The 13,040-nt window shown below is 65.3% G+C and carries 10 protein-coding genes; 6 read left to right on the top strand and 4 right to left on the bottom strand.

Annotation, left to right across the window (positions count from 1 at the left end; all coding sequences use genetic code 11):
- Nucleotides 1-51: 51 nt before the first annotated feature.
- On the bottom strand, nt 52-378 hold the full coding sequence (locus DFR34_RS00715; RefSeq protein ID WP_110389234.1) for a YbaB/EbfC family nucleoid-associated protein: 327 nt from the start codon (nt 376-378) through the stop codon (nt 52-54).
- Nucleotides 379-384: 6 nt separating this feature from the next.
- The gene (gene dnaX / locus DFR34_RS00710) at nt 385-2,520 is read right to left on the bottom strand and encodes a DNA polymerase III subunit gamma/tau (RefSeq protein WP_110389459.1); all 2,136 of its coding nucleotides are present in this window, start codon (nt 2,518-2,520) and stop codon (nt 385-387) included.
- Nucleotides 2,521-2,745: 225 nt separating this feature from the next.
- Between dnaX and DFR34_RS00705 the strand changes: the two genes are divergently transcribed.
- Genes DFR34_RS00705 through dxs form a run of 3 tightly spaced genes read left to right on the top strand, consistent with a single transcriptional unit; the run spans nt 2,746 to nt 5,759 of the window.
- Nucleotides 2,746-2,982 (top strand): exodeoxyribonuclease VII small subunit, encoded by a 237-nt coding sequence (locus DFR34_RS00705; protein ID WP_110389233.1) that lies wholly within the window; start codon nt 2,746-2,748, stop codon nt 2,980-2,982.
- A complete protein-coding gene (locus DFR34_RS00700; protein ID WP_110389232.1) occupies nt 2,975-3,871 on the top strand; it encodes a polyprenyl synthetase family protein in 897 nt (298 codons plus the stop codon). Before DFR34_RS00705 ends, DFR34_RS00700 begins: the two co-directional genes overlap by 8 nt.
- Nucleotides 3,872-3,884: 13 nt before the next feature.
- Nucleotides 3,885-5,759, top strand: a complete 1,875-nt coding sequence (gene dxs, locus DFR34_RS00695) for a 1-deoxy-D-xylulose-5-phosphate synthase (protein ID WP_110389231.1) — start codon at nt 3,885-3,887, stop codon at nt 5,757-5,759.
- Between the two features lie 181 nt (nt 5,760-5,940).
- Here dxs and DFR34_RS00690 read toward each other — a convergent pair whose 3' ends face one another.
- The gene (locus DFR34_RS00690) at nt 5,941-7,044 is read right to left on the bottom strand and encodes an alpha-hydroxy acid oxidase (RefSeq protein WP_110389230.1); all 1,104 of its coding nucleotides are present in this window, start codon (nt 7,042-7,044) and stop codon (nt 5,941-5,943) included.
- Between the two features lie 138 nt (nt 7,045-7,182).
- Entirely contained in the window at nt 7,183-9,513 is a 2,331-nt protein-coding gene (locus DFR34_RS00685) for a calcium-binding protein (protein WP_110389229.1), read from the bottom strand.
- 372 nt (nt 9,514-9,885) lie between these two features.
- On the opposite strand from DFR34_RS00685, the gene DFR34_RS00680 reads away from it, so the two are divergent.
- From DFR34_RS00680 to DFR34_RS00670, 3 genes are read left to right on the top strand one after another with little or no spacing between them, the layout of a single operon-like run.
- Complete coding sequence (locus DFR34_RS00680; protein WP_110389228.1) at nt 9,886-12,243, top strand: heavy metal translocating P-type ATPase; 2,358 nt, start codon at nt 9,886-9,888, stop codon at nt 12,241-12,243.
- A gap of 49 nt (nt 12,244-12,292) precedes the next feature.
- Nucleotides 12,293-12,502, top strand: coding sequence for a heavy-metal-associated domain-containing protein (locus tag DFR34_RS00675; RefSeq protein ID WP_110389227.1), 210 nt, complete (start codon nt 12,293-12,295; stop codon nt 12,500-12,502).
- Nucleotides 12,495-12,809 (top strand): metal-sensitive transcriptional regulator, encoded by a 315-nt coding sequence (locus DFR34_RS00670; protein WP_110389226.1) that lies wholly within the window; start codon nt 12,495-12,497, stop codon nt 12,807-12,809. Before DFR34_RS00675 ends, DFR34_RS00670 begins: the two co-directional genes overlap by 8 nt.
- Nucleotides 12,810-13,040 lie beyond the last annotated feature (231 nt).

Below are 13,040 nucleotides of genomic sequence, written 5' to 3'. Positions count from 1 at the left end.
CCGCCCCCGCGCACGATGAGCGCACGCGGGGGCGGCAGGCCAGGGCGGGGATCAGAACGGCAGTTTCAGGCCCGGCGGCAGGTTCAGGCCGGCGGTGAAGCCGGACATTTTTTCTTGCGTGGTGCTTTCGACTTTGCGCACGGCGTCATTCACCGCGGCGGCGACCAGGTCTTCCAGCATTTCTTTGTCGTCCATCACGCTGTCGTCGATGCTGACGCGCTTGATGTCGTGCTGGCAGGTCATCACCACTTTGACCATGCCGGCCCCGGACTGGCCCTCGACCTCGATGGTCGCCAGCTGTTCCTGGGCTTTTTTCATGTTTTCTTGCATTTGTTGGGCTTGCTTCATCAGCCCGGCGATGCCGCCTTTATTGAACATGGTGTGTCACTCCTGAACGGGTTGAATAGAGTCGGGGCGCAGGGTGGCGTCAAATTCGCGCACCAGGGCCATCACGACCGGGTCTTGTTGCAGCCGCTCGCGCGCCGCCTCCAGGGCTTCGCCGCGCAGACGCTGCTGTTGCATGAACGGGGTTTCGCCGCTGATCTCGCCCAGCGCCACGTCCAGCTGCACGGGGGCGCCCAGCGCCTCGCTCAGCGCTTGCGCCAGGAGCGCTTGCACCTCGGGCGTGGCGCTAAAGCGGAACTGCGGCGGCGCGCGCAGGCAGAACAGATTGCCGCGCACGCCGGTCAGCTCGGCGTTTTGCGCCAGCATGATTTCTTTGGCGCCCAGGCGCTCGCGCAGGCCGGCAATCAGCTCGCCCCAATTGCCCGAGAACAAGGGCGCGGCGTCGGCGTCAGCAGGCGCGCTGACCGACGCCGGGGCGACAGGCGCAGCGGCAGGCGGTGGCGCTGCCGGCTCGGCGGCTTGGGCAAGCGGCGCGGGCGGTTCTGGCTGGCGCGGCGCCGGGGCGGATTCTTCCCACGGCGGGGTGTCCGCCGCTGGCGGCGTCATCGGCGGCGTCATCGGCGGCGTCATCGGCGGCGTCATCGGCGGCGGCGTTGGGGCCGGGCGGGGCTCAGGCATCGGCGCTGGGGTCGGCGCTGGTTCTGGCGCGGCGTTGGCCATCGCCGCGCCGGGGCGGTGCGGCAGGCTGCCTTCTGGCGGCGGCAGGTCTTCCCACGGCGGCGCTTCGCGCAGATAGGCAGGCTCGGGTTCTGGTTCGGCCGGGGCCGGCGGCGTTTCCGCACGGCGCGGCGCGGCGGGCGGCGGCGCGCTGGCGCGCTCACCCTGGCCGCTGCGCTTGCTCAGCAGCTTGGCCAGCACCCCGCGTGCGCCAGCGCCATCCTGACTGGCGGCCGCCGGGGCGGATGCGGCCAGGCTGGCCGGGCTTGCGGGCGGCGCAGCGGCGGCGGGGTGTGCTGCCGGCGCGCTGCTGGGCGCGGGGCTGGGCGGCGCGGCCGCCGCAGAAACCGGGGCCGGCGCGCTGGCGGGCAGATTGGCCGGGTGAAACGCCAGCATGCGCAGCAGCGCCATATTAAAGCCGGCGTGTTCGTCCGGGGCCAGCGCCAGGTCGCGGCGGCCGGTGATGGCGATTTGGTAATACAGCTGCACATCGCTGGGCGGCAGCACGCCGGCCAGGGCCAGAATGGCGTCGCGCTCCGGCTCGTCGGCGGCCAGCGCCGCCGGCACGGTTTGCGCCAGGGTGATCTGGTACAGCAGCTGGGCCATTTCGTGCAGCGCTGAGTCAAAACCAATGCTGCGCGCGGCCAGTTGCTCGGCCTCGGCCATCAGCGCCGCGCCGTCGCCGTCGGCCAGCGCCGCCAGCAGGGTGAACAGATAACGGCGGTCCACCGCGCCCAGCATGGCGCGCACGCCTTCTTCGCGCACTTCGCCAATGCCGTAGGCAATGGCCTGGTCCAGCAGCGACAGCGCATCGCGCATCGAGCCAGACGCCGCGCGGCCCAGCAGGGTGAGCGCGGCCGGCTCGTAGCTGACTTGTTCGGTATCCAGCACATGCGCCAGATGCGCCGCCACCTGCTGCGGGGTCATATTGCGCAGCGAGAATTGCAAACAGCGCGACAGCACGGTGACCGGCACTTTTTGCGGGTCGGTGGTGGCCAGAATGAATTTGACGTGGGCGGGCGGTTCTTCCAGCGTTTTCAGCATGGCGTTGAACGCCGACTTGGACAGCATGTGCACTTCGTCGATGATGTACACCTTGAAGCGGCCCACGCTGGGCGCGTACTGGGCGTTGTCCAGCACTTCGCGGATATTGTCGATGCCGGTGTTGCTGGCGGCGTCGATTTCCAGCAAGTCCACAAACCGGCCGGCGTCGATCTGCCGACAGGCGGCGCACACGCCGCACGGCTCGGCGCCCACGCCGGTTTCACAGTTCAGGCTTTTCGCCAGAATGCGGGCAATGGTGGTTTTGCCCACGCCGCGCGTGCCGGTCAGCAGGTAGGCGTGATGCAGGCGCTGTTCGATCAACGCATTGGACAGGGCGCGCACCACATGCTCCTGGCCGACCAGATCGGCAAAACGCTTGGGGCGCCACTTGCGGGCAAGAACTTGATAGGTCATGGGCGCGGATTCTACCCGATTTGCCGGCCGGCCGGCAGTTGGCGCGCGCAGCCAGCAGGGGCCGCTGGCCGGCACGAGGGCCTGGCATGACCGACAAAACCCGGCCGGGTGGCCCGAGGCGGCCACATCAATACCAACCGCATGGACAGACGCCACACGCCAGAAGGGTTTTGTTAGCCCCTCTAAGCGGCTACAATCCGGGGGTTTGCATTTCTTCTGTTCATCATGGCCCACACCGCGCCTGCCCCGGCTTCATTTGAAGAAGCCGTCTCCCGTCTGGAAACCCTGATCCGCGACATGGAAAGCGGCCAACTGCCGCTGGAAGCCTCGCTGGCCGCCTATCAACAAGGCAGCGAGCTGATCCGCTTTTGCCAGGCGCGGCTGGCGCAGGCCGAGCAACAGCTCAGCGTGCTGGAAAACGGCGAACTCAAACCGCTGACCCTGGAGGGCGCAGATGTCTGACGCGGCGTTTTTGGGCTGGATGACCGCCATCCAGCAAGAGATGGAAACCACACTGGACGCGCTGCTGCCGTCTGCCGACCACGAGCCGCGCGCGCTGAACCAGGCGATGCGCTACGCCACGCTGGGCGGCGGCAAGCGCGTGCGCGCGCTGCTCACCTACGCCGCTGGCGAGCTGGGCCAGGCCCCGGCCGGTGCGCTGGCGCGCGCGGCGGCGGCGGTGGAGATGATTCATGCCTATTCGCTGGTGCACGACGACCTGCCGTGCATGGACGACGACGTGCTGCGTCGCGGCAAGGCCACCTGCCATGTGGCGTTTGACGAAGCCACCGCGCTGTTGGCCGGCGACGCGCTGCAAACCCAGGCCTTTGCCGTGCTGGCCGCGCCCGAGCTGGGCGTGGAGCCGGCCCGCCAGCTGGACATGCTGCGCCTGCTGGCGCACGCCTCGGGCCCCTTGGGCATGGCCGGCGGCCAGGCAATTGATCTGGCCTCGGTGGGCCAGGCGCTGAACCTGCCGCAGCTGGAATTCATGCACGCGCTGAAAACCGGCGCGCTGATCCGCGCCTCGGTGCTGCTGGGCGCGCTGGCGGGCGAGGCGCTGCCAGCCGAGCAGATGGGCCGGCTGGATCATTTTTCTCGGGTGATCGGCCTGGCCTTCCAGGTGGTGGACGATGTGCTGGACTGCGAAGCCGACAGCGCCACGCTGGGCAAAACCGCCGGCAAAGACGCCGCCCACGACAAGCCCACCTATGTCAGCCTGCTGGGCCTGGCCGAGGCGCGGCGCATGGCGCGCGAGCTGCGCGACCAGGCGTTTGCCGCGCTGGAGCCATTTGGCGCCCGCGCGGAACGCTTGCGCGCGCTGGCTGACTATATCGTTGTCCGTTCGTTCTGATTTGGGTTTCCGCATGACCTCTGCCGCACGCTATCCCCTGCTCGACACCATTGACCTGCCTTCTGACCTGCGCCGGCTGGAGCGCCGCCAGCTGCCGCAACTGGCGCGCGAGCTGCGCGAGTTTCTGGTGGAGTCGGTCAGCCAGACCGGCGGCCACTTTGCCTCCAACCTGGGCTGCATCGAGCTGACCGTGGCGCTGCACTATGTGTTCGACACCCCGCACGACCGCCTGGTGTGGGACGTGGGCCACCAGACTTATCCGCACAAAATTCTCACCGGCCGGCGCGCGCGCATGGACACCATGCGCATGAAAGACGGCCTGGCCGGCTTTCCCAAGCGGGAAGAGTCTGAATACGACACCTTTGGCGTCGGCCATTCGTCTACCTCAATTGGCGCCGCGCTGGGCATGGCCGCCGCCGCCCGCACACAAGGCCAGGCACGCAAGGTGGTGGCGGTGATTGGCGATGGCGCGATGACCGCCGGCATGGCCTTCGAGGCGCTGAACAACGCCGGGGCGATGGACACCGACCTGCTGGTGATCCTCAACGACAACGATATGTCGATTTCGCCCAATGTTGGCGCGCTCAACCACTATCTGACCAAGCTGATGTCCGGGCGCTTTTACGCCGCAGTCAAAGAAGGCTCCAGCAAGGTGCTGGGCATGGCCCCGCCGGTGCATGCGCTGGTCAAGCGCGCGGAAGAACACGTCAAGGGCATGATCACCCCCGGCGCGTTGTTTGAAGAATTTGGCTTTAACTATCTTGGCCCGATCGACGGCCACGACCTGGACACCCTGGTGGAAACCCTGGGCAATGTGCGCAAGCTCAAGGGCCCGCAGTTTCTGCACGTCGTCACCAAAAAAGGCCAGGGCTACAAGCTGGCGGAAAAAGACCCGATTGCCTACCACGGCGTGTCGCGCTTCAGCCCGGAAAACGGCCTGGCTGGCGGCAAGGGCGGCGGCAAGCCCAGCTACACCCAGGTGTTTGGCGACTGGCTGTGCGATATGGCCAAGCAGGATCGCCGGCTGGTGGGCATCACCCCGGCCATGCGCGAAGGCTCGGGCATGGTGCGCTTTGCCGGCGAATACGCTGACCGCTATTTTGACGTGGGCATCGCCGAGCAACACGCCGTCACCTTTGCCGCCGGGCTGGCCTGTGAGGGCATCAAGCCGGTGGTGGCGATTTACTCCACCTTTTTGCAACGCGCTTACGACCAGCTGATTCACGACGTGGCGCTGCAAAACCTGCCGGTGGTGTTCGCCATCGACCGCGCCGGCCTGGTCGGCGCTGACGGCCCCACCCACGCTGGCGCGTTTGATTTGTCCTTTTTGCGCTGCATCCCCAATATGGTGGTGATGGCGCCGTCCGACGAAAACGAATGTCGGCAGATGCTGTACACCGCCTTCACCCTGGACGCGCCCACGGCAGTGCGCTACCCGCGCGGCACCGGGCCCGGCGCGCATATCCAGAGCGACATGACCGCGCTGCCGGTCGGCCAGGGCCATATCCGCCGTCAGGGCGATGGCGGCGTGGCATTTCTGGCCTTTGGCAGCATGCTCTCCCCGGCGATGGCCGCCGCCGAGGCGCTGAACGCTACGGTGGCTGATATGCGCTTTGTCAAACCGCTGGACGAAGCGCTGGTGCGCCAGCTGGCCGCCAGCCATCGCCTGCTGGTCACCGTGGAAGAAAACGTCATCCAGGGCGGCGCCGGCAGCGCGGTGCTGGAAGCGCTGGCCGCCGCTGGGCTGGACACACCCTGTCTGCAACTGGGCCTGCCCGACAGCTATGTCGAACACGGCGACCCCGCCTTGTTGCTGTCCGAGTGCGGGCTGGACGCCGCCGGGCTGGAGGCCAGCGTGCGGGCGCGGCTGGCAGACAGCGAAGCCTGATCTCTTTCTGACAGACCTGCCACCCATCGGCGGCCGCTGCCAACATGCAGCGGCCGCCGTTTTGACATTAAGAGCGACTCACAAAACCCCGCGCCGCGCGCCTGGCCAGGTGCGCAGCCACAGACAGTACAAGGCGTATGGCAAGGCCGCGCAACAACGCCAGGAAGGTTTTGTCAGCCACTCAGACAGGGCGGCGCAGCGCCGAAGGGCCAATATCCGCCAGCGTGGCGCAGCCGCACAGCGCCATGGTGACCTCCAGCTCTTCGCGCAGCGTGCGCAGCGCGTGTGCCACGCCCAGCGCGCCAGCGGCGGCCAGCGCGTGCAGATAAGCACGCCCCAGCAACACCGCGCGCGCGCCCAGCGCCAGCGCCTTGAACACATCGCCGCCGCGCAGCACACCGCCATCCAGCAAGACTTCGCCCTCGCCGGCCAATGCCTCCACCACTGCCGCCAGCACATCCAGACTGGCCGGCAGGGTGTCCAGCGTGCGCCCACCATGGTTGGACACCACCACCCCCGCTGCGCCAGCGCGCACCGCGCGACGGGCATCGTCCGGGTGCAGCACGCCCTTCACCAGCACCGGCAGGCGGGTGTGCGCCAGCAGCCAATCCAGATCGGCCCAGCTCAACCCCTGCACACTACACTGGGCAAACACGCCGTCGGCCACCGGCGCTGACGGATAGCCGGCCAGATTGGCGGCGCTCACCTGCGCCGGCAGGGCAAAGCCGGCGCGGTGTTCGCGGCAGCGAATGCCGGCCAGCGGCGCATCCACCGTCACCACCAGCACCCGATAACCGGCCGCCTCGGCGCGCTGCACCAAATCCAGTGTGTGCGCACGCTCGGCCTGGGCGTACAGCTGAAACCACAGCGGGGTTTCCGCGTGCTGGGCCAGGGTTTCCAGCGGAATCGACGACAAGGTGCTGACCACCATCGGGGTATCCATCGCCGCCGCGCCCAGCATGCTGGCCAGCTCGCCATCCGGGTGAAACAGGCGCTGATACGCCACCGGGGCCAATAGAATGGGGTGGGCCAATGGCTGGCCGCACACGGTCAGCGCGGTATGGCCGGCGGAGACATCATTCAGCACGCGCGGCCACAGCTGCCAGCGCTCGAAGGCGCGGCGGTTGTCGGCGGCGGTCAGCTCGTCGCCGGCCCCGCCGCTTAAATACGCCCAGGCATTGGCGTCCAGCCGCTCGCGGGCGTAGCGTTCGTAGTCGGCCACGCAGGCAATCTCGCGCGGAATATGGGTGAGTGGCGCCAAGGGCGCGCGGGGAGTGTGCAGCATGGCCAAGCCCGTCGGATTTAGATGAGAATGAGTGATTTTATGTTTTGGCCGCACAAAAATATACCCCCGCCACTGCATGACAGGGCGGGGGTATCAGGCTGACCAAGGCGCGTGGTTCAGGCGCGCGTCAGCCAGGTTTTACACCGCAACAAACTGGAAGTCGGCCGCCTTCAGGGCAATCTCGCCAGTCAGCTTGATGGCCACATCGTTGCTGCTGAAGCCAGCATCGACGCTCTTGTCCAGCACAAAGTAGGTATTACCATCCAGGTTGAAATACGCGGCCTTGGGCGCCGTATCGCTGCTGGCCAGGCTGGCGGCCTGGGCCAGCAGGGTGGCCAGGGTATCGCTGGCGCCCGCAGTGATTTTGGTCACTGTGGTCGGGCGAGTGGCGCCGGCGCCGATATCAAAGCGCAACAGATCGCTGCCTTGGGTAAAGTCGGTGACGGTCAGCTGGCTGCTGCCGGCAGTGTGGTCGCCGGTAAAGAACTTGCCAAAGCGGATCAGATCCTTGTCGGCGCCGGTGGAGATTTCGGTCACGGCATTCCAGTTGCCGGCCACCGTGCCCACATAGAAAATATCGTTGCCGTCGCCGCCGTTCAGGGTATCGCTGCCGCCCAGGCCAGAAATGGTGTCATTGCCGCCCAGACCGTTCAGGGCATTATTGCCGGTGTTGCCGGTGATGCGGTTAGCCAGATCGTTGGCGCTACCGTCGATATTGTCAGTGCCGGTCAGGGTGAGGTTTTCCACTTCGCCCGACACCACAACGCGGCCATCGTAAATCTGAGTGGTGGTTTGCATGTGCATGGTGACGGTGGAATAGATGGTGTCGTTGCCGCCACCTGCCGCTTCGACAATATTGTATTGAATGCCGGTGTAGTAGAAGGCATCGTCACCAGCGCCGCCGTCCATGTGATCGTCCTTCAGACCATACAAGCGGTCGTTGCCATCGCCACCGATCAGGTATTCCGAGCCGTTCACATCGCCATACAGGGTATCGTTGCCAGCGCCGCCATCCAGCGTGCCGCCAGGAGACAGACCTTCACCAATGCCGCCGCGCAGCACGTCGTTGCCGTCGCCGCCATAAATCATGTCGGTGCCGTCGCCGCCATCCAGGTAGTCGTTGCCTTCGTCGCCATTCAGGGTGTCATTGCCGGCGTAGCCATAGATGCTGTCATTGCCCAGCAAGCCGCTGAGCACATTGGCCCCGCTATTGCCCAGGATCTGGTTGTTCAGCTCGTTGCCCGTGCCATTAAGGTTGTCGGCGCCCAGCAATTGCAGATTTTCGACATTATTGCCCTTGGCCAGGGTGTAGGTGATGGAGGCGCGCACTTGGTCGGTGCCTTCGTCGGCCAGTTCCACTACTTCGTCTTCCTGCACGTCAACGTAGTAGACGTCATTGCCGGCGTTGCCTTCCATGTGGTCGATGCCTGCGCCGCCATCCAGCACGTCGTTGCCATTGCCGCCAATCAAGGAGTCCGCGTCATCGCCAGCCTTGAGCGTATCGTTGCCGTCACGGCCATCCAGCACGTTTTTGCCGCTGTTGCCGGTGATCAGGTTGTTCAGCTCGTTGCCGCTGCCGTTGTTGTCTTCCGTGCCGGTCAGCGTGAGGTTTTCCACCTCGCCAGACACCACGCGGCCACCATCGTAGAGACTGGTGGTGTTGATCATATCGAAGGTGACGCTGGACAGAATGGTGTCAGTGCCTTCGCCAGCGGCTTCAATGATATTGTACTGCACACCAGTGAACAGATAGGTGTCATTGCCCGCGCCGCCGGACATGTGATCGTCTTTGTAACCATTCAGGCGATCATTGCCGTCACCGCCGATCAGGTATTCAGAACCATTCAGATCACCGTTCAGGGTGTCATTGCCGGCGCCGCCGTCCAGCACGCCGCCACAAGACACATTTTCGCCTGTGCCACCATTGAGCACATCGTTGCCGTCGCCACCCTCCAGATAATCCGTGCCTTCGCCGCCATTCAGATTATCGTTACCCGCACCGCCGTATAAATGATCATCGCCCACGCCACCCTTGAGCACATTATTGGCGGCATTGCCAGTGAGTGTCAGGCCAGACGTGGATTTTACATAGGCATTTTCGATGTTGTCATCCAGGGCATAGTCAATATACGCATATACCGTGTCTGTCCCTCCATCAAGTTGTTCCACGATTTTGTCGCTGGCATCGTCAATGACGTAAATGTCATTGCCAGCGCCACCCACCATGCTGTCGGCGCCAGCCTGGCCATCCAGATAGTCATTGCCGTCGCCGCCGTACAGGGTGTCATTGCCGACGCCGCCGTACAGGGTGTCATTGCCCAGATTGCCTTGCAGCAGATCATTGCCGATATTGCCCGTAATGCGATTGTTCAGGTCATTGCCAATCACCGTGCTGTCATCGCTGACAGCCAGGGTGAAAGAAGTTGTGGTCGGAGAGAGAACAAAAGTCGTGCCGGCAGTGCTGTTCATGATTCAGAAGCCTTTCTTGAGAAATATGCTGAAGATAACGGGATGGATTTTAGGCAATGAAGTTCACATTGCTGGCTACAAAATACTCCCGCCACAGAGTAGAGCATGCTTTTTCAAGAAGACGCTATTAGTAAAAATACTTAATCATCAAAGAAGGCATCAGTCTTTTTGATTCTTGTTAAAAAATGTGCATTACATGACATTTTTTCTTTTTTTGAGCCAGATTACGGATGAATTGCCAAAAATCATTTTTTTATTCAAAAATAATATCCAAAAGAATTTGTTCGCACCAAACCGAAAGCGCCAACCCCCGCTTGTTGCGCCCGCCTCGCTTTGCTAACATACCCCCATAGGGTATAAGAAAGCCACGCCATGACGCCCCCCATCCTCACCTTGCCAATCGCTGGCATGACCTGCGCCGCCTGCGCGGTTCGGCTGGAAAAAGTGCTCAAGCGCCTGCCGGATGTAGACGCCGAGGTCAACTTTGCCACCGCCAGCGCGCGGCTCACCTCACGCACGGCCCAGCCGCCCGACCTTGCCGCCGCCATGGCGGCGGTGGCGCGCGCCGGTTTTCAGGTGCCGCTCAGCCGCCAGCGGCTGACGCTGGAGGGCATGACTTGCGCCGCCTGCGCCCAGCGCATCGAAAAAGTGCTCAATCGTCTGCCTGGCGTGCACGCCAGCGTCAACTTCGCCACTGCCAGCGCCGAGGTGGATTACCCGGCCGGCGTGGTCAGCAGCGCGCAGTTGCTGGACGCAGTGCGCCGCGCCGGTTATCAGGCGCAGCTGCCGCGCGCCGACGCCCCCATCACAGCGGCCGGCGAGCAAGACCACACCGGCCGCTGGCTGCTGGCGTCAACCCTGCTGGCGCTGCCGTTTGTGGCGGAAATGCTGGCCATGCTCGCCGGCCGCCATGGCCTGTTGCCGGTGGCCTGGCAGTGGGCGCTGGCCACGCCAGTGCAGTTTTTGGTGGGCTGGCGCTTTTATCGCGGCGCCTGGCTCAGCCTGCGCGGCGGCGGCGCCAATATGGATGTGCTGGTGGCGCTGGGCACCAGCATGGCCTATCTGCTGAGCGTGTGGACGGCGCTGACCGCGCCGCATCATGGCCATGTGTACTTTGAAGCCAGCGTGTCGGTGATCACCCTGGTGCTGCTGGGCAAGTGGCTGGAACAGCGCGCGCGCCGGCAAACCGCCGGGGCCATCGAAGCCCTGCTCAAGCTGGCGCCGACCACGGCACGGGTGGAGCGCGACGGCGCGGTGCAGGATGTGCCGGTGGCCGAGGTGCGCGTAGGCGAGGTGGTGTGGGTGCGCGAAGGCGAAAGCGCGCCAGTGGACGGCGTGGTGATCGACGGCCAGGGCAGCGTGGACGAAAGCCTGCTGACCGGCGAAAGCGCCCCGGTCAGCAAGGGCGTGGACAGCCCGGTGTACGCCGCCACCCGCAATCTGCAAGGCGTGCTGCGCCTGCGCGCCACCGGCGTGGGCGCCGACACCCAGCTGGCCGCCATCATCCGCCAGGTGGGCGAGGCGCAAGGCTCGAAAGCGCCGATCCAGCGGCTGGCGGACGTGATTTCCGGGTATTTTGTGCCGGCGGTGCTGGCCATTGCCGTGGCCACCCTGCTGGCGGTGGGGGCCAGCAGCGGCGACTGGGAACGCGCCATCATGCAGGCGGTGGCAGTGCTGGTGATTGCCTGCCCGTGTGCGCTGGGCCTGGCCACCCCGGCAGCGGTGATGGTGGGCGTCGGCCTGGGCGCCCGCCATGGCGTGCTGTTTCGCCACGCCACCGCGCTGGAGCACGCCGGCCGGCTGACCGTGCTGGCGGTGGACAAAACCGGCACGCTCACCGAAGGCCGTCCGCAGCTGACCGAAGTCATCGCCCTGGCCGCCGACAACCGCGAACAAGCACTGGCGCTGGCCGCCAGCCTGGAAGCCGGCAGCGAACACCCGCTGGCCGCCGCCATCCTGCGCGCCGCCCAAGATGCCCAGCTGGGTTTGCAGCCCGTCGAGGCATTCAGCGTCAGCGTCGGCCAGGGTGTATCCGGGGTGATCCACGGTCGGGCGCTGCGACTGGGCGTGCCAGCCTGGGTCAGCCCGACGCTGGCCGAACACCCGCAGGTCACCCGACTGACCGAGGCCGGCCACACGGTGGCGGCGCTGGCGGATGAAACTCAAGTCTTGGCGCTGCTGGCGCTATCCGACGCCATCCGCCCGTCCGCCGCGCCCACCATCGCCCGGCTGCGCGCCATGGGCGTGGAAGTGCATATGCTGACCGGCGATAACCCGGCCGCCGCCGCGCGAGTGGCCAAAGCGCTGGACATTCGCTGCTGGCAGGCCGGCGTGCGCCCGGACGGCAAGGCGCGGGCGATTGCCGAATTGCAAGCGCGCGGCGAGCGGGTGGGCATGGCCGGCGACGGCGTCAACGACGCCCCGGCGCTGGCGCAGGCCGACGTCAGCCTGGCCATGGGCGGTGGCAGCCATGTGGCGATTGAAACCGCCGACATCACCCTGATGCACGGCGACCTGCTGGCCGCCGCCGACGCCATTGATTTATCGCGCCGCACCCTGGCCAAGATTCGCCAGAACCTGTTTTTTGCCTTTATTTACAATATCCTGGGCATTCCGCTGGCGGCGCTGGGCGGGCTGAACCCGGTGATTGCCGGCGCGGCCATGGCGATGAGCTCAGTGTCGGTGGTAAGCAATGCCTTGCTGCTGCGCCGCTGGCGGCCAGGGCGCTGAGCAACACTGAGCACAGCACACAGATTTTTTCACCCACAGGAGCAACACAATGGAAACCCTCACCCTCAATATCGACGGCATGACCTGCATGGGCTGCGTGGCCAATATCACCCGCGTGCTGACCGCCCTGCCCGGCGTGGACAGCGCGGTGGTCAACAAAGACGCCGCCAACGCCGTGATCACCTTCAACCCGGCCCAGCAAAGCGCCGCCACGCTGAGCCAGGCCATCGAAGACGCTGGGTTTGACGTCCGTGGCTGAGTGCTGCCACAGCGAAGACAGCGCGCCAGGCAGCGACAAGCGGGTGGAGCAGCCAGACAAATCCGCCCTGCTGGCGCGGCTGGCGCGCATTGAAGGCCAAGTGCGCGGCGTGGCGCGCATGGTGGAAGAAGACCGCTACTGTGTGGACATCCTCACCCAGCTGGCCGCCGCCCGCGCCGCGCTGAACGGCGTGGCCATGCAGCTGCTCACCCACCACGCCCACGGCTGCGTGCAACAGGCCATCCAGAGCGGCGAAGGCGAGGCGGCGCTGGACGAGCTGATGGCCACGGTCAAAAAACTGCTGTAACAAAATCCTTCTGGCGCGGTTGCACGACCGTGCCGCATTTTGCGTACGGTCTGCGGTTGCGCCACCGAATAGCCGGTCATCATGATATGAACTCATCATTGGCGCAGAAGCCCGAGAGCAAGCTCGCTCCCCGGTATTTCAACATGACTGACGACTCGCCAGGACTGCTACACTGTGTTTTTTTAGGGGCTATTCACCCACAAACTGCCACCACAGCTCAGTCACGAAAGT

The organism is Rivihabitans pingtungensis, from assembly GCF_003201855.1.
Lineage (GTDB): Bacteria > Pseudomonadota > Gammaproteobacteria > Burkholderiales > Aquaspirillaceae > Rivihabitans > Rivihabitans pingtungensis.
Note: the sequence above shows the minus strand (reverse complement) of the source record. Positions and strands in the feature narration are given on the sequence as shown.

Bases quoted from the DNA above. Each gene is read 5' to 3' on its own strand.
- DFR34_RS00715 (WP_110389234.1), bottom strand. From the start codon at position 378: ATGTTCAATAAAGGCGGCATCGCCGGGCTGATGAAGCAAGCCCAACAA.
- dnaX (WP_110389459.1), bottom strand. From the start codon at position 2,520: ATGACCTATCAAGTTCTTGCCCGCAAGTGGCGCCCCAAGCGTTTTGCC.
- DFR34_RS00705 (WP_110389233.1), top strand. From the start codon at position 2,746: ATGGCCCACACCGCGCCTGCCCCGGCTTCATTTGAAGAAGCCGTCTCC.
- DFR34_RS00700 (WP_110389232.1), top strand. From the start codon at position 2,975: ATGTCTGACGCGGCGTTTTTGGGCTGGATGACCGCCATCCAGCAAGAG.
- dxs (WP_110389231.1), top strand. From the start codon at position 3,885: ATGACCTCTGCCGCACGCTATCCCCTGCTCGACACCATTGACCTGCCT.
- DFR34_RS00690 (WP_110389230.1), bottom strand. From the start codon at position 7,044: ATGCTGCACACTCCCCGCGCGCCCTTGGCGCCACTCACCCATATTCCG.
- DFR34_RS00685 (WP_110389229.1), bottom strand. From the start codon at position 9,513: ATGAACAGCACTGCCGGCACGACTTTTGTTCTCTCTCCGACCACAACT.
- DFR34_RS00680 (WP_110389228.1), top strand. From the start codon at position 9,886: ATGACGCCCCCCATCCTCACCTTGCCAATCGCTGGCATGACCTGCGCC.
- DFR34_RS00675 (WP_110389227.1), top strand. From the start codon at position 12,293: ATGGAAACCCTCACCCTCAATATCGACGGCATGACCTGCATGGGCTGC.